We start from the raw sequence: 22,815 nt of genomic DNA on the forward strand, positions 1-22,815 counted from the left end.
CCGCCGGTAGTAATTGCTGACAAGCTGTCTAGGAGCCAGCCGGTCCGAGTCGGCGGATGCCGGGCATGCCGGTGCCGAGCCTGCCGGTGTCGGCCTGCCGATGCCGAGTCAGTGAGTCACAGTCGAGGAGCAAGCCCATGGCCGCCACGGTCTCGTTCAGCGTCCCCTCCGCGCACGGCCCGCGGTCCGTGACCCTCGCGTACACGCGCGTGGGCACCGGCGAACCGCTTCTGCTGCTGCACGGCATAGGCCATCACCGGCAGGCGTGGGACCCGGTCGTCGATCTGCTGGCGGCCGAGCGGGACGTGATCGCGGTGGACCTGCCCGGCTTCGGCGAGTCCCCCGCACTGCCCGAGGGGCTCGACCACGACCTGGCGACGATGAACGCGGCGCTCGCCGCGCTGTGCGAGACGCTGGAGCTGGACCGGCCGCATGTGGCGGGCAACTCCCTGGGCGGCCTGCTGGCCCTGGAACTGGGCCGCGAGAAGCTCGTACGGTCCGTCACGGCGCTGTCGCCCGCCGGGTTCTGGTCGCCCGGCGAGCGGCGGTACGCGTTCGGTCTGCTGCAGGCGATGCGCGGGGCCGCGCGGAGCATGCCGCTCCCGCTGGTCGAGCGGCTGTCCCGGTCGGCGGCCGGGCGCGCGGTGCTGACCAGCAGCATCTACGCACGCCCCGCCCGCCGTTCACCGGAGGCGGTGGTCGCCGAGACCCTCGCGCTGGCGGGCGCCCAGGGGTTCACCGAGACCCTCAGGGCGGGCACCTCGGTCCGCTTCACGGACGACGTTCCCGGTCTTCCCGTGACCGTCGCCTGGGGCACCCGGGACCGGATCCTGGTCCGCCGCCAGGGAGTCCGCGCCAAGCGGATCATTCCCCGGGCCCGGCTGGTGCGGCTGCCCGGCTGCGGGCACGTCCCGATGAACGACGATCCCGCGCTGGTCGCGCGCGTCCTCCTGGACGGCAGCGACGGCGGCCGCCGTACGTCCTCCCCCGCGGCGCAGCGCGCCTGACCCGAGGGCCACGCCGGCTCCCACCAGGGCGCTTCCCGCGGCCTGCACCGGCCCGTAGGAGCCCGTTCCGACGAGCGGGGCCGTGCAGGCCGCGGCCACCGGGATGAGGCCGGAGAAGAGCGTCGCGCGCTCCGCGCCGATGCGCTGCATGGCCATGTACCAGCAGACGAAGCCGACGACCGTGACGACCGCCGCCTGCCACAGCAGTGCGACGGCCTCGGTGGAGTCCGGGGTCCGCAGCCAGGCACGGCCGTCGAGGACGATCCCGGCAAGCGCCGACTCGGCCGCCGCGAGCCCGCACACCGTCGCCGAGAGCAGCCGCGGTCCGAGCGGCCGCAGGACGGGCACGGCGAGCACCGCGAAGCCGATCTCGCCGACGAGCGCGCACAGGGAGAAGGCGATTCCCGCCCCGTCGGTACGCCCCCAGCCCTGGACCGTGAAGGCGCCGCCCGCCACCAGCAACGCCCCGTACAGGACGATCCGCTGGGGCCGGCGGCCCTCCAGGAGGGGGACGAGAACGGCGACGGCGACCGGGGCGCAGCCTACGAAGACACCCGGTATCGCGGGTTCCGCGGTGTGTTCCGCGGCGATGACGGCGAGGTTGAAGCCGACCATGCCGACGGCCGCGAGCAGCGCCAGACGTGCCCATCGGCGGGGTGTCAGCGTGCGCAGGGGGGCCGCGCCGCCCCGGCCGACCAGCGGCAGGAGCAGCAGACAGGCGAGGCCGTACCGCACGAACTGGCCGCCCGCGTACGGGTAGTGGCCGAGGACGCTGTTGGCGGTGAAGGAGCCGCCGACGAGGACCGCGGCGAGGGCCGCGAGCAGGGTCCCGCGCGTGCTGGTGGCGTTCATGGAAGTGACGCTATGCAGGACGGCGGTCCGGTTTAAGGTCCACTTCCATGACGTCATCGGGGACCAATCCGGACACGCCACCGGCGGCGGGCCGGTCCGGTGCCGCGGGCCGGTCCGGTGCCTGGGAGACGCTGCTGCCCGCCGTCTCGGCACCGGCACGCGCGCGTGGCCGCGCCCTGCAGGCCGCGCTGCGGGAGGCGGTCCGCTCGGGCCGCTTCGCGCCCGGCACCCGGCTGCCGTCCAGCCGCGAACTGGCCGCCGATCTCGGGGTGTCCCGGGGGCTGGTCACGGAGGCGTACGAGCAGTTGACCGCGGAGGGCTATCTGCGCAGCGGCCGGGGTGCCGGGACGTGGGTCGGCGGGGCCGCCCGGGCGGCCCTTCCCCGCGTACGGGACCTCGCGCCCCGCTCCCCCGGCGCCGTGGCGGACTTCCTGCCCGGCACGCCCGACCTGTCGCTGTTCCCGCGTGCGGCCTGGTCCGCCGCGCAGCGTGGTGTGCTCGCCGAGCTGCCCCACCACACGCTGGGCTACCCGGATCCGCGCGGGCTGCCCCGGCTGCGTACCGCCCTCGCCGAACTACTGACCCGGCGCAGGGGGGTGGTCGCGGATCCGGAGCGGGTGGTGGTCGTGTCCGGGGTGGCCCAGGCGACCACACTGCTCGGATTCGTGCTCCACGCGCGCGGGGTGCGTGCCGTGGGCGTGGAGGACCCCGGCAGCCCCGAGCACGAGACCCTGTACGCGTCGGCCGGCCTCGACGCCGTGCCGCTGCCGCTGGACGACGAGGGGCTGGACCTTTCGGCGCTGCGTGCGTCGGGGGTGCGGGCCGTGGTGACGACGCCCGCGCACCAGTTCCCGACGGGGATCGCCTACTCCGCGCGGCGGCGCGCGGAACTGCTCGACTGGGCGCGCGCGGTGGACGGGCTCGTGGTGGAGGACGACTACGACGGGGACTTCCGTTACGACCGGGCGCCGGTGGGCGCGCTTCAGGGGCTCGATCCGGAGCATGTCGCGTACACGGGTTCCGTCAGCAAGTCGCTGGCTCCGGGGCTGCGGCTCGGGTGGCTGCTGGTACCGGCGTCGATGGCCGAGGAGGTCGTCGAACGCAAGCGCACGATGGATCTCGGCAATCCTGTGATCGACCAGGCGCTGCTCGCGCGGTTCGTGGAGCGCGGCGACTACGACCGGCAGCTGCGGCGTTGCCGGCGCGAGTACCGGGTGCGTCGTGACGCGCTGGTCGCGGCGCTGGCGGAGCACTTTCCCGGCACGGAGGTCTCCGGCGTCGCCGCCGGGTTGCACGCCATTGCCGCGCTTCCGGGGCGGTACGGGCCGGCGGGCCCCTTTCTGGCCTCCGCGGAGGCTGCGGGGGTCGCTGTGCGCGCGCTGACGTCGTACACGCGGGTCCCGTCCCCGGACGACGTGGTCCGCCTCGTTCTGGGCTACGCGCATGTCTCTCCGAGCGGTATCCGGGAGGGTGTCCGCGCGCTGGCGCTGGCGACGGCGAGGCCCCACGGGGGCGCTTGAACCGGTCCGGACGTCGTCTGCGGGTCCGGTGGGGGTGGCCCGCGCAGTTCCCCGCGCCCCTAAAAGCAGCAAGGCCCGCCCCCATCAAGGGGCGCGGGAAACTGCGCAGTCTTCTGCCTTCAGGGGCGCGAGGAACGGCGCGGGCCACCCCCACCCACGCGCACCCGACATCCGTCCGATCCCCTCAAAGGGGCGCGGGGAACGGCGCAATCTTTTGCCTTCAGGGGCACGGGGAACTGCGCAGTCTTCTGCCTTTAGGGGCGCGGGGAACGGCGCAGTCTTTTGCCTTTAGGGCGCGGGGAACTGCGCGACCAGCCCCCACCGGGGCCGCAGACGACGTCCGACCGCTCCCCCAAGGGGCGCGGGCCCTCCACCGGCCCGCACCCGACATCCGCACACCCCCCACGGGCCAAACCCACCGCCCCCAGCAATGCGCGTTGTTCACTTGTGGTTTGCGCGTGCGCTGCGGCACACCAGTAGGTGTAGCCGTGCACACGTAGCCGGACCCGCCCCAGGAGGCGCCCCATGTCACTCAGCCCGCCGAGCCCGCTCCCCGGCCGCCGCAGCGTCCTGCGCGGCTCGCTCGCCGCGTCGGCGGCACTCGCCCTGCCCTCCGCCCTCGGCGCGGTCGGCGCGGCCCCGGCGTTCGCGCTGTCGGGACGGCCCCAGGCGCAGTGGGGCGTACAGGCCGGGGACGTGACCACGGACTCCGGTCTGGTGTGGGTCCGCTCCGACCGCCCCGCCCGCATGATCGTGGAGACCTCCGCGACCGAGTCCTTCCACAGGTCGCGAAAATGGCACGGCCCCCTCCTGGGTGCCGACACGGACTTCACGGGTACGGTCCCGCTGCGCGGCCTGCCGTCCGGGGAGCAGATCCACTACCGGGTGACGCTGGCCGACCCGGACGACCACCGCCGCACCGGCGAACCCGTACCGGGCACGTTCAGGACCGCACCCTCAAAGCGCCGCCAGGACGTGCGCTTCCTGTGGTCCGGCGACATCGTGGGCCAGGGCTGGGGCATCAACCCGGACATCGGCGGCCTGTACGCGTACGAGGAGATGCGCCGCCGGAACCCCGACTTCTTCCTGTGCAGCGGCGACACGATCTACGCGGACGGCCCCCTCTCGTCGTCCGTGACGCTCCCGGACGGCCGGGTCTGGCGGAACGTCACCACCGAGGAGAAGTCCAAGGTCGCGGAGACCCTGGCCGAGTACCGCGGCAACTTCCGCTACTCGCTGCTCGACGAGAACGTACGCCGGTTCAACGCGCAGGTCCCCACGATCACCCAGTGGGACGACCACGAGGTCCTCAACAACTGGTACCCGGGGGAGATCCTCACCGACGCCCGCTACACGGTGAAGGACGTCGACACGCTCGCCGCCCGCGCCCGCAAGGCCTTCAGCGAGTACTTCCCGATCTCCACCCTGCCCGCCACCGGCGAGGAGGGCAGGATCCACCGGGTCGTACGCCACGGTCCGCTGCTGGACGTCTTCGTGCTCGACATGCGTACGTTCCGCAACGCCAACTCCCCCGACCGGCAGCCCGACGACACCGTCGGCATCCTGGGCGCGGAGCAGCTGGTCTGGCTGAAGCGGGAACTGGCGCGTTCACGGGCGGTGTGGAAGGTGATCGCCTCCGACATGCCGCTCGGCCTGGTCGTGCCGGACGGCTCGACGGACATCGAGGCCGTCGCGCAGGGCGACCCGGGCGCGCCGCTGGGCCGCGAGCTGCAGATCGCGGAGCTGCTGCGGTTCGTCAAGCACCGCCGGATCACCGGCACGGTGTGGCTGACGGCGGACGTGCACTACACCTCGGCGCAGCACTACGACCCGTCGCGCGCCGCCTTCAAGGACTTCGCGCCGTTCTGGGAGTTCGTCTCCGGTCCGCTCGCCGCGGGTGGTTTCCAGGCGAACGCGCTGGACGGCACGTTCGGTCCGGACCGGGTCTTCGTCCAGGCACCCGACAGGGCGAACGTCTCACCCATGGAGTCGCCCCAGTACTTCGGCGAGGTCGACATCGACGGGCAGAGCGGCGAGCTGACGGTCCGCCTGCGGGCGACCGGCGGGGCCGTGCTGTTCACGAAGGTGCTGCAACCGGGGCGCGTGGGGCAGTAGTTCACCGACGGGTCTGCGGTTTCACCGGCGGGGCGATGGCTTCGCCGAGGTCATCCGACGGGCTCCGGCTCCCGTAATCTTCTGCCTCGTGCCGCGTACCGGCGTCATCCCCCGGTACGCGGCACGTCGGGTTGCCCAAGTCTCCGGAAATTCGCGCGTCTCCGCAGGTCAGAGCGATTGTCAGTGGTCGCCTCTACGGTTTTTCCATGACGCGATCTTTGCAGGCCGTGGCCTACACCCGATCCTCCACGCTGGAGTCCGCACCGGACGGCCGGCGCCTGGGACTTGAGACCTCGCGGGGCACTACGCCCCGCGGTGTCGAGGACCATCCCCGCTTCTTCGCGGGCTTCCTGACGTCGCCTCAGGTGGCGTCGGCGGGGCTGCTCGCGGTGGCCGACGTGGCGGGGGCGCGCTACTACCAGCAGCAGCTGCGCTCGTCCCTGGACCCGGTGGTCACGGGCAACGGCGACCGGCTGCGCTTCGAGTCCTTCTCCGGCTGCGGCGGGGTGTACGCCCGGCTGGACGTGCTGGCGGCGGGCCTCGACGGCGGCGAGGTGGGACACGGCACGACGAACGTCGACGTCAACAACCCCCTGCGCGACGCGCTGTCGAGGATCGGCTCCGACGACCCGCTGCACATGCGCGTCGGTCCGGACGAGATGGCCGTGACCACCCTGGACGGTCCGGTCGTGGAGAAGAAGGTGCCCCTGCCGGACCGCTGGCTGCGGGGCTTCGCCGAGGCGCAGGTGACGGCGGCCGGTTTCGATCTGCGTGCCGAACTTCCCGCGGCCGAGGCCGTGCGGTTCCTGCGCTCGCTGCCGCGTTCGGGTGCGCGCGGCTCCTCCCGGGGTGTGCAGTGGGTGGTGCCCGCAGGGCGCGTCCTGCGGCCGACGACCCGGCCGGTGCCCGGAGCGGTCTGCCTCCCCGGCCCGGAGCGGCTGGTCGCCCTCCAGCGGGTCCTCCGCCACGCCTCGGCCCTGCGGGTGTACGGTCCCGCGCTCAGCGGGACCGCCGCGGCGGCCAGCGCCTGGGAGGTCGTCCTGCCCGGTATGCGGCTCACGCTGACACTGTCGCCCGAGGCCTCCCGGGGCTTCTCCGGTGAGGGCGGAGTGCTCGACGCGCTGGCCACCGACGAGGCGGCCGAGGACGCGGAGCTGATCTCGGTGCTGCTGGCGTGGGAGCCCCGGATCGATGTCGGTGATCTGTCCGCCGCCTCGGGACTGCCCGCCGAGCGGGTGCGGGCGGCCCTCGTCCGGCTGGGCACCTCGGGGCGCGTGGGGTACGACACCGCGGAGGCCGCCTACTTCCACCGTGAACTCCCCTACGACGCCGAGCGCGTGGAGCGGCACAACCCGCGCCTGCGGGCCGCCCGGGACCTCGTCAGCGCGGGCGCGGTGGTCCTGGACGGCACCCTCGGCACGGTGACCGCGCAGGACGGGCACGCGCACCGGGTGCGCGACGACGCGGGAGTGCTGAGCTGCACCTGCCTGTGGTGGGCCAAGTACCGCGGCGGACGCGGCCCGTGCAAGCACGCGCTGGCGGTACGGATGGTCCGCCGCGGCGCGGTGTCCGGGCGGGCGGAGGTTCTGGTCGACGGGGGTGCGCGATGAGCGGGGCGATGTCGGTGGTGCGTGAAGCGGTGTCGAGGAAAGGGGCGGTTGCGGTGAGCGGGGTGGCGGCGGTGAACGAGGCGGTGTCGGTGAGCGACGCGTTGCTGAGGGCCGTGCGGGCGGGGCGGACGGGTGAGGCCGCGGGCCTGCTCGACGGGATGACGGATCCCGAGCGGCGGCTCTGTCTGCCGGCGCTCAAGGAGCTGCGCAAGGAGTTGCGCACCGAGCCCTGGAACTCCACGGCCCGCAAGGCGTATCCCACGCTGCACGCGGCCGGCGCGGCCTGCCACACCGGAGCGGCCGGTACGGCGACCTGGGTCACGGCGGCCGACATGCGCTGGTCCCAGGCGTCTCCCGCGGTCCTGCTCCATGTGCTGGGCGACCGCGACCGGGACTGGCTGGGCGACCTCGCGCAGCGACTCGCGGACCGCCCGTCGGCCTCGCAGGTGCCCTACGAGCTGATGGCCGGGCTGGTCCGGCTGTCCGGCTGCCCCGTGCCGACGACCGAGACCTATGTGGTCGGCTGGGTCGAGCAGATCGGCAGCCTCTGGCAGCGCGGTGACTCCGTCCTGGACCGGCTGCGCCAGGATCCGTACACGGCGCGGCTCGTGGCCGGCCTCTTCGAGATCCCGGACATCGGCGGCCAGCTGGACTGGCTGTTCGGTGACGGCCCCGAGAGCTGGATCAGCGCTCTGGCGAGGCTCACCGAGGAAGGCGTCCTCGACCGCAAGACCATGATCGACGCCTGTGTCGCCCGGCTGCTGCGCGGTGTCGCGGCGTCCGACTGCCGGGTCTTCCTCAGGCTGCTGACCGCGCTCGCGCCGACCGGGGAGGAGGAGCGGGAGCGCGTGGCGGACTGGCTGGCGCTCGCCTCCCACCCGGCCTCCACCGTGGCCTCGCACGCCCGGTCGGTGCTGGGTTCGCTGGCGCTGGCCGGCGAGATCACGCATCGGCAGCTCGCCGAGATGTCCGCGGTCGTGCTGTTCCGCACGGAGAAGAAGCTGGTGCGCGCCCAGCTCGTGCTCCTCGGGAAGGTGCTCCGGCGCGACCCGTCGAGCGCGGCGGAGCTGCTGCCCGCGGTGGCGCACGCCTTCGGACACGAGGACACGGACGTACAGGAGCGGGCGCTGAAGCTGGTGGAGCGGTTCATCGGCGGGATCGGCACGGCGAACGCGCAGGCGCGCGACGAAGTGGCCGCCGGCGCGGCCCTGTTGAGCGCCGGACTGCGCGCACGTGCGATCGCGGCCCTGGGACTGGACGCGGACGAGCTCGCGCCGCAGCCGCACCTGGAGCTGCTGCCGCCCGCGCCGGAGCCGTCCCGGCTCGCGCCCGCGCCGGACTCGGTGATCGAGCTGGCCGAGGAGGTCGGAGCCCTGATGGTGTCCGCCGACACCGACATGGCGGTGTTCGAGCGCACCCTGGACGGCCTGGTGCGGCACGCGTACCTCCGTCAGGAGGAGCTGGCCGAGGCCCTGAAGCCGACGCTCACCCGCACCTGGTGGATGGGCACCGACCGCCCTCACCACTCGTCGGACGAATACTTCCGGCGCGATCCGTACGGCCTTGAGGTGGTGCTCGCGGCCCTGCTGGACCGGGTGCGCACGTCCACGCTGCACAAGGCCCATCAGCACGGTCCGCTGTCGGACCCCTGTGTGCACACCGCGCTGTCCGCCGTCTTCAACGCGCGTCTGTGGGAGGCGGCCTACCGGGTGCGGACCGACCCGATGCCGTTCCTGCTGGCCACGCCCACCTGGTCGTCGGGGTTCCTGGAGCCCGACGAGCTGGTGACCCGTCTCGCCGAGTACCACCGGCTCGGCGCCCGGCCCGGCGAGGCCGACTTCACCCAGGCGCTGCTCCGGGTGCGCCGCGACGACCGGGCGGTGAGCGAGGCCGCCGCCGGACGGGCCGCCGCGCTCGGCACGGTGGAGGGTGAGCGGCTGGCCCGCCGCCTCCTGGGCGAGAGCCCGACGCCCCCCACGAGCACTCGCCGCGTCTCGGCGGAGCGCATCGTGCTCGAACTCGGCGAGCTCGACGGGCTGCCGGAGGAACTGCCCCTGGCGTTCCGCAGGCTCGGCATGCCCATGAGCGCCTTCGAGGCACGCAGGTACTGCCCCCACTACTGGACCCAGGTCGAGCGGCAGCACTGGCTGGCCGTGGTGCCCGGGCAGCGGGAGGTGGTGGCCGCGCGTCTGGTGCGCGAGGTCTCCTCGGTCGCGGTGGAGGACATCCGGGGCGGGGCCGCGGTCCTGCCGCTGCTCGCCGAGGCGGAGGGCGAAGCGGGCGAGGCCGTGCACCTGTGCCTCGCGTACGGGCTGGGCGCGCGTCACCCGGAGGACCGGCTCAGCGCGGTGGACGCCCTGCTGGTGCTCGCCGCCCGGGGGCAGTTGGACGCCGAGGCGCTCGGCAGGGATCTGGGACAGCTGGTGCGCAAGGGTGCGGTGAAGCCGCTGCGGCTCGCCGAGTCCGTACGGACCGCGGCGACGACCGGGGCGTACGCCACCGTCTGGTCGATACTCGGGGCCGCGCTGCCCGCCCTGCTCGCCGGCCTCGCCGCGGACGGCGCCGCTCCGGCCACCCGCGGGACGGGCGAACTGCTGGCCGTCGCCGCCGAATGCGCCGAGCGGACCGGCGCGCACGGCGAGGTGGAGCATCTCGCCCAGGTGGCGGAGCGGAGCGGTTCGTCGCGGCTCGTGGCCCAGGCCCGCCGGCTGCGTGCCACGCTGGAGCAGGGGGTGGCCGCCTGACCCGGACAGCCCTGGCCGACCAGGCCGTTCAGCCGGGCGGGCGAATCGCGTAGAAGGATCGTAAAAAATGCAACAAAGAAGACAGATGCATACTTAACCGATCAGTCACAAAGCGTTCGCGATCACGCAACACCCGTACTTCACAGTGACTGTATGACTCAGGACATGTGTGATGTGACGCGTGCGAAAAACGGCCGGCCGGTCCACCACTGGCGCAGGGACCTCGTCGAACTGGCCGCTCTGTTCACGGCGGTGGCGGTCGCCGACGCCGTGGCGAACCTGATCGGGCACGGTCCCGACGGGCCCGCCCTCCTCGCTATCTCGGCGGTCGCCCTGATCGCCACGGCGGGCTTCCACACCTGGTGGTCACGCCGCCACGGTCACGCGCCGCCGACAGACGATACCGGCGCCCGGCCGACCGCGTCCGTGCGGTCGGCCGGGACGGCCGGGGGCGGCCCGGGCGCACCGGAAGCCGATGCCGATGCCGACGACGGCAACGGCTCAGGAACGGGGTCGGGCTCAGGCTCGGGCGAGACCGTGCTGTGGCGGATGCGGACCACCGTGCGGGACGAGCCGGGTTCGCTGGCCGCGCTGTGCATGGCTCTGGCGGAGCTGCGGGTCGACATCCTGAGCCTGCAGACGCATCCGCTGGCCGAGGGCACGGTGGACGAGTTCCTGCTGCGCGCCCCCGCGCCGGTAGCGGCGTCCGAGGTCACGCGGGCGGTGTCGCTGTCGGGTGGCTTCGGCACCTGGATCGAGCGGGCCGACGCGCACGACCTCGTGGACGCGCCCACCCGGGTACTGGGCCTGGCCACCCGCACGGCGCTCGACGCGGCTGAACTACCCTTGGCACTCAGGCAGTTGCTGGGGCGGTGCACGATCCGTTCGCTGCCCGCCACATCGGTGCGCGGGGATCGTCCGGAGGCGGGGGCGCCCGTCGAAGGGGCGCTGGAGGACACGGTGATGCGGTTGCGCGCACCGGAAGGTGGAGTGATCACTGTGGAGCGGCCGTATCTGCCGTTCACGCCGACGGAGTTCGCCCGGGCGAGGGCGCTGGTCGAACTGGACGCCCGGCTGGGCCCGCGGGTCCCGCGCAGCCGGGACGTACTGACGCTGCCGCAGGGCAAGGACATCATCGTGCGCCGTGCCGACGCCGGTGACGTCGAGGCGGCGAAGGCCATGCACGAGCGGTGCTCGCAGCGGACGTTGAGCATGCGGTACCACGGGCCCGTCGGCGACGCGGACAAGTACCTCAAGCACCTTCTGAGCCCGCACTTCGGGCGCACGCTCGCCGTGCAGACCGCGTCGGGGCGCGTCGTCGGGCTCGGGCATCTCCTGTGGGACGGCGACGAGACCGAGATCGCCCTGCTGGTGGAGGACGACTGGCAGCGGCGCGGGATCGGCGGTGAACTGCTCCGCCGGCTGGTGGCGATGGCCGTCGAGGCCGGCTGCGACAGCGTGTACGCGGTCACGCAGGCGGCCAACACCGGCATGGTCGCCGCGATGCGCGGTCTCGACCTCCCCCTCGACTACCAGATCGAGGAGGGCACCCTCGTCATCACGGCCCGCCTGGAGACGGCGTCGCCGCACGCGGAGACCGCCGGGCACGAGCGCGAGCACTCCGTGCGTGACTGACGGGACAGGACAGCCCACGCGCGCGTGACGGCGGCGGGCCCGGCACAGATGCCGGGCCCCGCCGCCGTCACAGGTTCACGTCAGACGTTCGGCGTCCGTCAGACGCTCGTGCTCACGCCGGCGTTCTCAGCAGGCAACGAACCACGCCCCACCGCCGCCCCCAACGCCCCGTCCAGGTCCCGCCAGAGGTCCTCCACGTCCTCCAGGCCCACCGACAGCCGCAGCAGCCGGTCGCTGACGCCGCTCCCCCGCCGGTCCTCCGCGTCCACGACGCGATGGCTGATCGAGGCGGGGTGCTGGATCAGCGTGTCGACGCTGCCGAGGCTGACCGCCGGGGTGACCAGCCGGACCGCGGAGATCACCTCGTGCGGGTCGCCATGGACCTCGAACGCGATCATGGCGCCGCCGATCCGCGGATAGTGGACGCGGGCGACCCGTGGGTCGGCGGACAGCCGCCGGGCCAGTTCCGCGGCGTTCGCGGAGGCGGCGCGCACCCGCACCGGCAGCGTCGACAGTCCGCGCAGCAGCAGATAGCCGGCGAGCGGATGCAGCACGCCTCCCGTGGCGAAGCGGATCTGCCGCAGCCGTCCGGCGAACTCCTCGTCGCAGGCCACCACTCCGGCCATCACGTCACCGTGCCCGCCCAGGTACTTGGTGGCGCTGTGGAGCACGAGCCGCGCCCCCTGTTCGACGGGCCGCTGCAGCACGGGGGTGGCGAAGGTGTTGTCGGCGAGCAGCGGAACGCTCCCGCAGGCGTGGGCGATCGCCCGCAGATCGAGTTCGGCGAGCGTCGGATTGGCCGGTGACTCGACCAGGACCAGACCGGTGTCAGGGCGCAGGGCGTCCTGGATGCCGGCGGGGTCGACCCACGTCACCTCGGAGCCGAGGAGGCCGGCCGTCAGCAGGTGATCGCTGCAGCCGTAGAGGGGCCGCACGGCCACGACATGGCGCAGTCCCATGGAGTTGCGGACGAGGAGTACCGCGCTCAGCGCGGCCATGCCGCTCGCGAAGGCGACGGCGCTCTGCGTGCCCTCCAGCCGGGCGAGCGCCGTCTCGAAGCGGGCGACGGTCGGGTTGCCGAGCCGGCCGTAGACCGGCGGGCCGTCCGGCTGGGCCCCGTCGGTGGCGAAGGCGTCGATGCGGGCCGCCTCGCCCCGGCTGTCGTACGACGGATAGGTCGTGGACAGATCGATCGGCACGGCGTGCAGGCCCTGCCGGGCGAGATCGTCCCGCCCCGCGTGCACGGCTTCGGTGTCCAGGGCCCGTACACCGGGCCACGCCCCCTTGGCCGCCTCGTCCGCTGAGTCCGCCGTGTCGTCGTACACGTCGCGTATGTCGGTGCTGCCGAGATCCATGCACGGCAGCCTGAACAACAGCCGGGGCGATGGCGCCGAACACCGTGTTACGTTCGCCATATGGCCGAATCCGTCGTACTGGACCCGGTGGACCTGCATCTTCTGCGGCTTCTGCAGAACGACGCCCGGACCACGTACCGGGATCTCGCCGCGCAGATCGGGGTGGCGCCCTCGACCTGTCTGGACCGGGTGACGCGGCTGCGGCGCTCGGGAGTGATCCTCGGCCATCAGCTGCGGCTCGATCCGGCGAAGCTGGGACGGGGTCTGGAGGCACTGCTGTCCGTGCAGGTCAGGCCGCATCGGCGGGAGTTGGTCGGGCCGTTCGTGGAGCGGATCAGATCGCTGCCGGAGTCGCGTACGGTCTTCCATCTCACCGGGCCCGACGACTATCTGGTGCACGTCGCGGTCGCCGACATGGCGGATCTGCAGCGGCTGGTGCTCGACGGTTTCACCGCGCACCGGGAGGTGGCGCGCGTCGAGACGCGGCTGATCTTCCAGCAGTGGGACTGCGGCCCGCTGCTGCCGCCCGACCCGCAGGGCGCCACCGCTTCGGGTGTCACAGCGTCGGGTGCCACGGCTCCGATTGCCGCGACTCCGGGCGCCACGCCCTCGGCGAAATCGGGCTGACCCGGCAAAAGGCCTGGAAAACCGGGCTGACGCGGCGGCCGTCCGCGTATGAGGATGGCTGTATGTCACAGACGAAGAACCCGCTGCCCCGTGAGGTCGCCGACACCTACGTCGACGAGCTCGTCGCCCTCGACCCGGTCACCGGTACGTACCTCGGCGTGAAGGAGAGTTCCAGCAGGCTGCCCGACACCTCGCCCGGCGGACAGGAGGCGCTCGCGCAACTGGCGAGGACGACGCTGGCCCGGCTCGACGAGGCGGAGCGGCAGCCGGGCGCGGACAGTGACATCGAGCGCCGGTGCGCGCGCCTGCTGCGCGAGCGCCTCACCGCCGAACTCGGCGTGCACGACGCCGAGGAGGGCCTGCGCGCCGTCGGCAACATGCACACGGCCGTGCACGCGGTGCGCGAGGTGTTCACCGTGACGCCGACGGACACCGACGAGGACTGGGCCGCGATCGCCGAGCGGCTGCGCGCGGTGCCGACGGCCCTCGACGGCTATCGCGAGTGCCTCTCCCTCGGCCTGGAGCGCAAGCTGTACGCCGGCCCGCGCCCGACCGCGACCTTCGTCGGGCAGCTCACCGAGTGGTCGGACACGGACGGTTCGGGCCGCGGCTGGTTCGAGGACTTTGCGTCGAACGGACCGCAGACCCGGCGCACCGAACTCGACGAGGCCGCCCGGAAGGCGACCGCCTCCGTGGTCGCGCTGCGCGACTGGATGCGTGACGTGTACGCGCCCGCGATCGAGGGCGCGCCGAACACGGTGGGCCGCGAGCGGTACGCACGCTGGTCGCGCTACTTCAACGGTACGGATCTCGATCTGGACGAGGCGTACGCGTACGGCTGGGCCGAGTACCACCGGCTGTTCGCCGAGATGAAGAAGGAGGCCGAGAAGGTACTGCCCGGCGCCGCGACGCCCTGGGTGGCGCTCGCCCATCTCGACGAGCACGGCAGGCACATCGAGGGCGTCGACGAGGTCCGCGAGTGGCTGCAGAACCTGATGGACCAGGCGATCGAGCAACTGGACGGCACCCACTTCGAACTCGCCGAGCGGGTACGGAAGGTGGAGTCCCACATCGCCCCGCCCGGCGGCGCCGCCGCCCCGTACTACTCGGCACCGTCGGAGGACTTCTCCCGCCCCGGCCGTACGTGGCTGCCGACGATGGGACAGACCCGCTTCCCGGTGTACGACCTGGTGTCGACCTGGTACCACGAGGGCGTCCCCGGCCATCACCTCCAGCTCGCCCAGTGGGTCCACGTCGCCGAGAACCTCTCCCGCTACCAGGCGACCGTCGGTGGAGTCAGCGCCAACGCCGAGGGCTGGGCCCTGTACGCGGAACGGCTCATGGACGAACTCGGCTACCTCAAGGACGCCGAGGAGCGGCTCGGTTATCTGGACGCGCAGATGATGCGCGCGGCCCGTGTCATCGTCGACATCGGCATGCACCTGGAGCTGGAGATTCCGGCGGAGTCGCCCTTCCACCCGGGCGAGCGCTGGACCCCGGAGCTGGCCCAGGAGTTCTTCGGCGCGCACAGCAGCCGCCCCGCGGACTTCGTGGAGAGCGAGCTGACCCGGTACCTCTCCATCCCCGGCCAGGCCATCGGCTACAAGCTCGGCGAGCGCGCCTGGCTGCTGGGCCGGGAGAACGCGCGCAAGCGGCACGGGGACGCCTTCGACGCGAAGGCCTGGCACATGGCCGCGCTGTCCCAGGGGTCGCTGGGCCTGGACGACCTGGTGGACGAACTGTCCCGGCTCTGACGGGACAGCTCACGCGGCGCCCGGCGCACGGCACGCGGCGCACAGCGGCGATTCGGCCGCTGTGCGCCGTGCGCCGTGCACGTCAGGACCGGCGGCCGATGACCACGGCCCCGCGGAAGCCCTCCGCCACCGGTTCCACCGGCTCCGCCGAGGCGGTCGAGGCGGTCGACAAGCTCGACATCGTGTCGAGCGACCGGTCGGACACCGGCAGCAGGTGGGCGTCCACCCAGGTGTCCCCCGTCGCCGCGTCGGCCCACGGGTCGTCGATCACGACGGCGCCGGGTACGACGCCGTGGCAGAGCACCCAGTGCGGTACGTCGAATCCCTGCATCGCGGCGAGCGAGACGAGGAGCAGCACATGCTCCCGTCGCCCGATCGCGTCCTGGATCGCGGTCAGGGAGAGGCGGTCCGGGGCGATCGGCACACCGGTCCGCCCGGCCTCCGTGCGGGAGGTGCGTTGGAGCAGGGCACGCCACTCCCGCTCGTTCTCCGGGTAGTGGTCGAGCAGCACGGGCCGGTCCGTGTCGAGGTGGACCGTGACGGGGGACGACGGCCACGCCCGGCGTACGGCGACGCCGAGCCCGACGGGTTCGCACGCGGGGAAGTTGGTCGCGCCGCGCCACAGCGTCAGCTCCGCCTCGCGGTCGAGTTCCTCCCGCGCCAGCGTCCCCGCGTGCGCCAGCGCGACCAGGGCGGTGACGGCACCGCACGTGAAGTGCGTGGACTGCCCGTAGTACGGAGGGTCGGAGTACCCGTCGTGGTGCGCGGGGCCGGTCACCGGGTCGTCGTCGTGCAGCCAGCGGACGTAACCGGCGGTTGGGCCCGCCGCGCCCTCCGACTGTGCGAGCGGAGGCCGCAGTGGCGTGAAGCCGGCGGCAGCGGCGGCCTCCGGGGTCGCCGTCCACCCCTCCCACTTGACCTGCGCGAGCCCGCGCTCGCGTGCGTGGTCGAGGACGGCCCGGACGGCTGCCGGTACGTCGCCGACGGCGTCGACGATCTTCCAGTAGGCCGTTCCCGGGCGGGCCGTCACTAGGGCGGCGGCGGTCCGGCCCTTCCCGTCGGCACCCGGCACCGCCACGAGGTGGGGGGCGTGGGCGGAACGGTCGACCGTGTGCCAGCGCTCCGGCACGTCCAGGTCTCCGAGCGGCGGGTTCGCCGTGTCGCGCTCGAACGGGACGACGACACTCTTCACGGACATCTCCTGCTGTTGCGTCACGACGGTGGTCCCCAGTCGGCCCGGCGTCATGCGCGGGACTTCCGGAGCACCCAGATGAAGTACGGGCCGCCGACCAGGGCGATCATGAGGCCCGCCGGTACCTGGGCGGGTGCGACGACCGTGCGGCCGAGGGCGTCGGCCACGCAGACCAGCAGTCCGCCGAGGAGCATCGCGACCGGGATCGCGCGGCCGTGCCGGGCGCCCACCAGCGACCGGGCGAGGTGCGGGGCGACGAGCCCCACGAAACCGACGACTCCGACGGCGATCACGCTGAGCGCCGCGAGCACCGCGGCGATCGCCAGGGCCGCGAACCGTGTACGGACCGGCCTGACGCCGACGATGCGCGGCGTGTCCTCGTCGACGGCGAGCAGGTCGAGCCGGTCACGCATGGCGAGCAGCGCGGGGAGGGCGATCGCCAGGGCCACCGCGACCGGTACGACGTCGGGGAACGTGCGCCCGTACGTCGTACCGGAGAGCCAGGTGAAGATCCGGGGCGTGTTGTACGGGTCGGCGCGCAGCAGCAGGAACGTGGTGACGGCGCTGAGGCCGTACCCGCAGCCGATGCCGATCAGGACGAACCGGTCGGGCAGGAAGCCGCCCCGCCAGGACAGCAGGGCGATCACCGCGAACGTGGCGAGCCCCGCCGTGACCGCGACCACGATGAGCACCGGCCGTCCGCCGGACAGGCCCGAGGTGGCGACGGCCGCCGCCCCGAGCCCGGCGCCGGCCGTGATGCCGAGCACGCCCGGTTCCGCCAGCGGGTTGCGTACCGCGCTCTGCACGACGCAGCCGGCCAGTCCGAGGGCCGCGCCGGCGAGGATCGCGGCGAGTACGCGCGGGATCCGGTCGTCGAGTGCCTGTCCGATCAGGTCGGGGGCGGCGCCCTGGGCCCACAGCACGAGGTCCCCCGTACGCAGCCAGAGGCTTCCCGCCAGGACCGCCACGAGGGCCGTCGCCGCCAGGAGCGTCACCGCGCCGAGCACCACGAGGAGGTATGCGCGGCGCGAGCGTGCGGCGACCCGGGCGTGCGGCGGCTGCCGGAGCGCGCCCGTGTCGCGCAGGCGCAGCGCGAGGACCACGATCACGACCGCGCCGAGCAGTGCGGTGGGCACGCCGGTGGGAATGGAGGCGGCCCCGTCCGCGCCCTGTACGGCGCGCAGGGTCGCGTCCGCGAGCAGGATGAGCAGCGCGCCGAGCAGCCCGGCCGCGGGCACCAGGAGCAGGTGCGGGCGCAGCGCCCGGACCCGTCCGGCGATCAGGCGGGCCAGGACGGGGGCGCCGAGGCCGACGAAGGCGATCGGGCCCGCGAGGGTGACCGCCGTGCCGGTCAGGAGCACCGCGCAGACCACGGCGGTGACGCGGGTGGTGCGGATCGGCACGCCGAGGGTGGCCGCGGCGTCGTCGCCGAGGTTCATCACGTCGAGCCGCCGGGACAGCGCCAGGGCGACGCACACTACGAGGGCCACCAGGGGCAGGGCGCGTACCGACGCGTCGATGTTCAGTTGGGCGAGCGAACCGCTCCCCCAGGCGAAGAGGCCGGTGGTGTTCTGCTTGAACAGGATGAGCAGCATCCCGCTCGCCGCGTCCAGGGCCATCGCCGTCGCCGAGCCGGCGAGGACGAGACGGGTACCGGTGGTGCCCGCGGCCCGGCCCGCGAGGAGCAGGACGAGCGCCGCCGCGACCAGACCGCCGGCGAAGGCGACGGCGCCCGACGCCCAGAGCGGGACGGAGAGCCCGAAGGCCGCGACGAGCGTGAGCGTGAAGTAGGAGCCGGCCGTGACCGCGAGGGTGTCGGGTGAGGCGAGCGTGTTGTGCGTGACGGACTGCAGCAGCGCGCCGGCGCAGCCGAGGGCGAAGCCCACGGCCACGCCCGCGAACAGCCGCGGCAGGCGCGAGCCGATGAGGATCTCGCTGACCGCGGCCCCGCCGTTGTCCGCCCGTTCCCCGGTGAAGTACCGCACGAGGTCGCCGACGCCGACGCCCGACGTTCCCTGCGTGAGATGCCACATGCCCACCAGGACGGTCACGACGAGCAGGAGTGCCAGGACGGCCACCCCGGAGGGGCCGCCGCCACGCTCGACGCGCGGCAGCACGGCTTCCTTCCGGGGTGCCGATGTCTGCGTCGTGCTCACTTCTTGTCGAGTACGTCGACGTAGGCGTCGATCGCCTGCGTGCAGGAACGCGGGCCGCCGGCGCCCCACACCCGTGCCGGGAACGCGTGCGCGCGGCCTTCCTTGACGGCCGGCATGGACTTCCAGAGCGGGTTCTTCTCCAGGGCGGCGACGTATCCGCCGGCGCCCTCGTCGTTGGCGTAGAAGAGGTTGGCGTCGCCCACGGAGGTGAGTCCCTCGACGTCGGTCTGCGCCAGGCCGTAGGACTTGTCGACGCCCCCGTCGCCGTGGGCCTTGTTGACGTCGGCGGTCCACGCGGGGTTCATGCCGAGCTCCTTGCCTATCTCGGTGAACAGGGCGCCGTCGCTGTACGGGCGGACCGTGAGGTTGCCTCCCTCCAGCCAGCCGTCGAAGAACAGGAAGTCCTTGGTCGGCAGGTCGGCGTCGGTGACCTGCTTCTTCGCCGTCGCGAGGTGGTCGTCGAACTCCTTGAGGACCTGGTCGGCCCGCTCGGTGCGGCCCGTCGCCTCGCCGATCATGCTGAACACGTCGCGCATGTTCCCGATCGGGTCCTTCGGGTACGCGCCGCGCGTGGCCATCACGGGGACGCCGCGCTTCTCCAGCTTCTTGAGGGTCTCGTCGTCGGCGTCGAACGCCTCCACGACGATGAGGTCGGGCTTCGCCGCGTAGAGGGTGTCGAGGTCGGGCTCCTCACGGGTGCCGATGTCGGTCACGCCGCTGGGCAGCTTCTCGGCGCTGACCCAGGTGCTGTACCCCTTCGCGTCGGAGACCGCGGTGGGGGTGACGCACAGGGTGAGCGCGTCCTCGACCTGCTGCCATTCCAGGACCGCGATCCGCTTGGCGGGCTTGTCGAGCTTCACCTGCCGGCCGACGCCGTCCTTGAAGGAGACCGGCTTCGTCGAGGTGGCCGTGGTGTCGTCGGCACAGCTCTGCGACGCGGGCGACGCGCTCGCGCTGCTGCCTGCGTCGGCCTTGTCGTCGACGTCGGTCGTGCCGCAGGCCGTTGCGGCGAGGACGATGAGTCCGGTGGAGGCCGATGCCGCCAGGCGACGGGCACGGTTCATGAGGGGTCCTCTTTCTGGTTGTTCGCGACGGGTTTCTTGTCGCTTGCGACGGATTTCTTGTTGCTCGCGACGGTTTCTTGTCGTTCGCGGCGGGGCGCGTCGCGGCATGGATGTGCCGCGACGCGAGGAGGCGTACCGCGCGGTACGGCGTGCGGTGCGGCGGCGGACGTGCCGCCGTGATGGGCTGTCCTACAGGAGTTCAGGCGACGGGCTCAGGCGGGATGGCGGCCGAGCGGGTCGATACGGAGACGGCCGGTGCGGGGGTCGACGCCGACCTCGACCCGGATGTCGTAGACCTCGCCGATGTTCTCGGCGGTGAGGACGTCGGCGGGTTTGCCCGCCGCGTGGACGCGGCCGGAGCGCATCAGGACCAGCGTGTCCGCGACGCGGGACGCCTGGTCGAGGTCGTGCAGGACGACCCCGACCGCGATGCCGTGCTCCTCGACGAGATCGCGGATCAGGTCGAGGGTCTCGATCTGATAGCGCAGGTCCAGGTGGTTGGTCGGTTCGTCGAGCAGCACCACGCCGGTGTCCTGGGCCAGGCAGGCGGCGAGCCAGACCCGCTGCATCTCCCCGCCGGAGAGTTCCCCGACCGGCCGGCCCGCCATCTCCCGTACGCCGGTGACGCCCATGGCGTGGTCGATGGCGTCGCGGTCCTCGGCGGTCGGTCCGGCGAAGCCGCGCCGGTACGGGTGCCGCCCGAACGCGACGACCTCCGAGACCGTCAGGCCCTGGGGCGCGGGCCGCGACTGCGAGAACAGCGTGACCTCGCGGGCGAACCGGCGGGCGCTGAGCAGGGCCGCGTCACGCTCGTGCTCCCCGTCGGGGGCGCCGAGCGTCAGCAGGCCGCCGTCCATGCGGTGCAGTCGGGAGAGGGCGCGCAGCAGCGTGGACTTCCCGCTCCCGTTCGGCCCCACCAGGGCGGTGGCGCGGCCGGGTGCCAGGGACAGCGAGACACCGTGGACGACCGGTGTGCCGCCGTACCGCAGGACCAGGTCGTGCCCGTTGAGGGCGGCCACCGGCAGGGCGGGGTCGGCCACGGGACGACCGGCGCGCCGGAGGGGGCTTGTGAACATCAGTGGGTCCGGACGCTCGGAGAGGCAGGGGATACGGCAGTGCCCCGTCCGGCGTTCACCGAACTAAGGGTTGCCTAACTCCGAGAAGAGTATGTTCCGCTTCCGATGTCGGCAATCAGGAGTTTTGGACAGCCGGTACGGGATTCCGGACACCTCCGGCAGGGCCGGGAGTTCCGTGGGCCGTGCCGAAGAACGCGCCCGGTGTGGTGCCCATGACCCGCCGGAACGAGGCGATGAAGGTGCTGGGCTGGGCGTAGCCGAGCGTCTCGGAGACGGTCGTCACGTCGAACCCCTCGGCGAGGAGCGTCAGCGCCCGGTGGACGCGCAGCACCTGTCGCCACTGCGCGAAGGACAGACCTGTCGCCTGGCGGAACGCGCGGGTGATCGTGCGGTCGCTGATCCCCAGACAGCGCGCCCAATCCTCCAGGGAGCGGTGGTCGGCGGGATCGTCCAGCAGGGCTTCGGCGATCGCGTCGATCCGCGCGTCGCCGGGCAGTTGCAGCGCGAACCGGGGTTCCGAGGGCTGGAGCACGTCGAACACGACCGCCTCGGCGCGCTCCCTGGCCGCCGTGTCGAGATCCGTGCGGGACAGATGGGTGAGCAGCGACTCCAGCAACGGCGTCATCGCGATCGCCGTCGGCTCCTCGACCGCGAAGGCGGAGGCGAACGCGAGCGGCGCGCGGTCGGGGGCGAAGAAGGCCTCGTAGAACTTCGCGCCCGCGGTGGCCCGGCCGCCGTGCACCACTCCGGCGGGCATCCACAGCCCGTGCCCCTCGGACACGGTGAAGACGCGGTCCGCCACCCGGGACGTCAGCGTGCCGCCGCGGACCCAGACGAGTTCGTGCCGGGGGTGTGCGTGGGGCGCCCACTCGGTGGGGACGCTGGGCACCTGCAGTCCGGCGATGATGGCGAAAGGAGCCACCGCCTGCTCCGGGAACGGCGGGACCCGGAGCACCACGGTGCCCGCCTCGCGCCGCCACATCCCGGGGCTCGCGTCACCACGGGACGATCGGACCATGCGGCCGAGTCTATCCGCGGCCCGCGGCGGCGCCCCGCGCACGTCCCGTGGCCGCCCCGCGCACATCACGTGGCCGTCCCGTGCGCGTGCATCCCGTGGCCGTCCCGTAGCCCGCGACGGCGCCCCGCGCACGTCCGGCCTCAGCGGCGGAAGCCGCCCTCCGAGTCGATGACCTGGCCGGTGATCCACCGGGCCTCGTCCGTGGCGAGCCAGGCGATGAGGCGGGCCGGGTCGTCAGGCATGCCCCAGCGTCCGGCCGGGAACATCGAGGCGACGGCCCCGTACGCCTCCCCGGTCAGGTAGCCGGTGTCGACCGGACCCGGATTGACGGTGTTCACCGTGACGGCGTGCTCGGCGAGCGTGGTCGCCAGGGAGCGGGTGACCGAGGCGAGGGCGCCCTTCTGCAGGGCGTACGCGATCTCTCCCGGCATGCCGCCCGCGATGTCCTGACCGGAGGTCATCATCATGACGCGCCCGCCCGGGGCGCCCGCCGGCACCATGGCACGCAGCCGGGCGTACGCCTGGACGAGCAGGATCACCGACCGGGTGTCGACGGCCCAGTGCGCGTCGAGCATCGCCGCGTCGATCGCGTCGAGCGGCCCGTCCGAACCGCTGAGCGCGTGGTTGGCGACGAGGATGTCGATCCGCCCGCCGAGCGCGTCGGCCGCTCGGGCGATCAGTTCGGCCGGGGCGCCCGGCCCGGAGAGGTCGCCCGGCCCGTGGACGACCCGGGCGCCGGGGTCACCGAGCGCTTCGCGCACTCCGGCGGCCACCGCCTCCGGACGGTCCGCGCCCCAGGGCATCGCGGCGTCGTGCGGCACGTGGTGGTGCAGATAGACGCTCGCTCCGTACGCGGCCAGGCGCCGGGCCACGGCGTAGCCGATCCCCGCGCGGCGGCCGGCCCCGGTGACGAGAGCGGTACGCCCGCGCAGCGGCAGCGGCTCGCGGCGCAGGTCTTCGACCGCGGGCGCGAGTTCCTCGGCCGCGGGCGCGGCTTCTTCGACCGCCGGCGCGAGTTCTTCGGATGTCGGTGCGGAGGGCGGGAGTTGAGGCATGGCGGACCATGATGGGCGGCGGACGGACCGCGCGC

The 22,815-nt window shown here is 73.2% G+C and carries 15 protein-coding genes and 1 pseudogene; 8 read left to right on the plus strand and 8 right to left on the minus strand.

Annotation, left to right across the window (positions count from 1 at the left end):
• Positions 1–137: 137 nt before the first annotated feature.
• Entirely contained in the window at positions 138–1,007 is an 870-nt protein-coding gene (locus tag J8N05_RS38360) for an alpha/beta fold hydrolase (RefSeq protein WP_210891429.1), read from the plus strand.
• Positions 1,008–1,070: 63 nt separating this feature from the next.
• Here J8N05_RS38360 and J8N05_RS38365 read toward each other — a convergent pair.
• Positions 1,071–1,916: pseudogene (locus tag J8N05_RS38365) on the minus strand (DMT family transporter); the annotation flags it as partial.
• Here J8N05_RS38365 and pdxR point away from each other — a divergent pair.
• From pdxR to J8N05_RS38390, 5 genes are all read left to right on the plus strand, one after another.
• The gene (pdxR, locus tag J8N05_RS38370) at positions 1,907–3,379 is read left to right on the plus strand and encodes a MocR-like pyridoxine biosynthesis transcription factor PdxR (RefSeq protein ID WP_210891431.1); all 1,473 of its coding nucleotides are present in this window, start codon (positions 1,907–1,909) and stop codon (positions 3,377–3,379) included. The pseudogene J8N05_RS38365 and the gene pdxR overlap by 10 nt on opposite strands.
• 525 nt (positions 3,380–3,904) lie before the next feature.
• Entirely contained in the window at positions 3,905–5,494 is a 1,590-nt protein-coding gene (locus J8N05_RS38375; protein ID WP_210891433.1) for an alkaline phosphatase D family protein, read from the plus strand.
• A 206-nt stretch (positions 5,495–5,700) separates the two neighbouring features.
• Positions 5,701–7,104, plus strand: coding sequence for an SWIM zinc finger family protein (locus J8N05_RS38380; RefSeq protein WP_210891436.1), 1,404 nt, complete (start codon positions 5,701–5,703; stop codon positions 7,102–7,104).
• Between the two features lie 8 nt (positions 7,105–7,112).
• Complete coding sequence (locus J8N05_RS38385; protein ID WP_407699999.1) at positions 7,113–9,848, plus strand: DUF7824 domain-containing protein; 2,736 nt, start codon at positions 7,113–7,115, stop codon at positions 9,846–9,848.
• A 153-nt stretch (positions 9,849–10,001) separates the two neighbouring features.
• Positions 10,002–11,483: a GNAT family N-acetyltransferase gene (locus tag J8N05_RS38390; RefSeq protein WP_210891438.1), complete on the plus strand. Its 1,482-nt coding sequence runs from the start codon at positions 10,002–10,004 to the stop codon at positions 11,481–11,483.
• Between the two features lie 98 nt (positions 11,484–11,581).
• Here the strand turns inward: J8N05_RS38390 and J8N05_RS38395 are convergent, their stop codons facing one another.
• Complete coding sequence (locus J8N05_RS38395) at positions 11,582–12,838, minus strand: trans-sulfuration enzyme family protein (protein WP_247706869.1); 1,257 nt, start codon at positions 12,836–12,838, stop codon at positions 11,582–11,584.
• Positions 12,839–12,898: 60 nt separating this feature from the next.
• On the opposite strand from J8N05_RS38395, the gene J8N05_RS38400 reads away from it, so the two are divergent.
• Both J8N05_RS38400 and J8N05_RS38405 read left to right on the plus strand, forming a co-directional pair.
• Positions 12,899–13,465 carry an Lrp/AsnC family transcriptional regulator gene (locus J8N05_RS38400; RefSeq protein ID WP_210891440.1) on the plus strand — a complete coding sequence of 189 codons (567 nt, stop codon included), beginning with the start codon at positions 12,899–12,901 and terminating at the stop codon, positions 13,463–13,465.
• A gap of 62 nt (positions 13,466–13,527) precedes the next feature.
• Positions 13,528–15,219 carry a DUF885 domain-containing protein gene (locus J8N05_RS38405; RefSeq protein ID WP_210891442.1) on the plus strand — a complete coding sequence of 564 codons (1,692 nt, stop codon included), beginning with the start codon at positions 13,528–13,530 and terminating at the stop codon, positions 15,217–15,219.
• 82 nt (positions 15,220–15,301) lie between these two features.
• Here the strand turns inward: J8N05_RS38405 and J8N05_RS38410 are convergent, their stop codons facing one another.
• From J8N05_RS38410 to J8N05_RS38435, 6 genes are all read right to left on the minus strand, one after another.
• Positions 15,302–16,465: a peptidase C39 family protein gene (locus tag J8N05_RS38410; protein WP_210891443.1), complete on the minus strand. Its 1,164-nt coding sequence runs from the start codon at positions 16,463–16,465 to the stop codon at positions 15,302–15,304.
• Positions 16,462–18,567: an iron ABC transporter permease gene (locus tag J8N05_RS38415; protein WP_210891445.1), complete on the minus strand. Its 2,106-nt coding sequence runs from the start codon at positions 18,565–18,567 to the stop codon at positions 16,462–16,464. The genes J8N05_RS38410 and J8N05_RS38415 overlap by 4 nt, the downstream gene beginning before the upstream one ends.
• Positions 18,564–19,631 (minus strand): iron-siderophore ABC transporter substrate-binding protein, encoded by a 1,068-nt coding sequence (locus tag J8N05_RS38420; protein WP_210891447.1) that lies wholly within the window; start codon positions 19,629–19,631, stop codon positions 18,564–18,566. Before J8N05_RS38420 ends, J8N05_RS38415 begins: the two co-directional genes overlap by 4 nt.
• A gap of 212 nt (positions 19,632–19,843) precedes the next feature.
• Positions 19,844–20,707 (minus strand): ABC transporter ATP-binding protein, encoded by an 864-nt coding sequence (locus J8N05_RS38425; RefSeq protein WP_210891449.1) that lies wholly within the window; start codon positions 20,705–20,707, stop codon positions 19,844–19,846.
• Positions 20,708–20,822: 115 nt separating this feature from the next.
• A complete protein-coding gene (locus J8N05_RS38430) occupies positions 20,823–21,725 on the minus strand; it encodes a helix-turn-helix domain-containing protein (RefSeq protein ID WP_384277233.1) in 903 nt (300 codons plus the stop codon).
• 140 nt (positions 21,726–21,865) lie between these two features.
• Positions 21,866–22,780, minus strand: a complete 915-nt coding sequence (locus J8N05_RS38435; protein ID WP_210891451.1) for an SDR family oxidoreductase — start codon at positions 22,778–22,780, stop codon at positions 21,866–21,868.
• Positions 22,781–22,815 lie beyond the last annotated feature (35 nt).

The organism is Streptomyces liliiviolaceus, assembly GCF_018070025.1.
Taxonomy (GTDB): domain Bacteria; phylum Actinomycetota; class Actinomycetes; order Streptomycetales; family Streptomycetaceae; genus Streptomyces; species Streptomyces liliiviolaceus.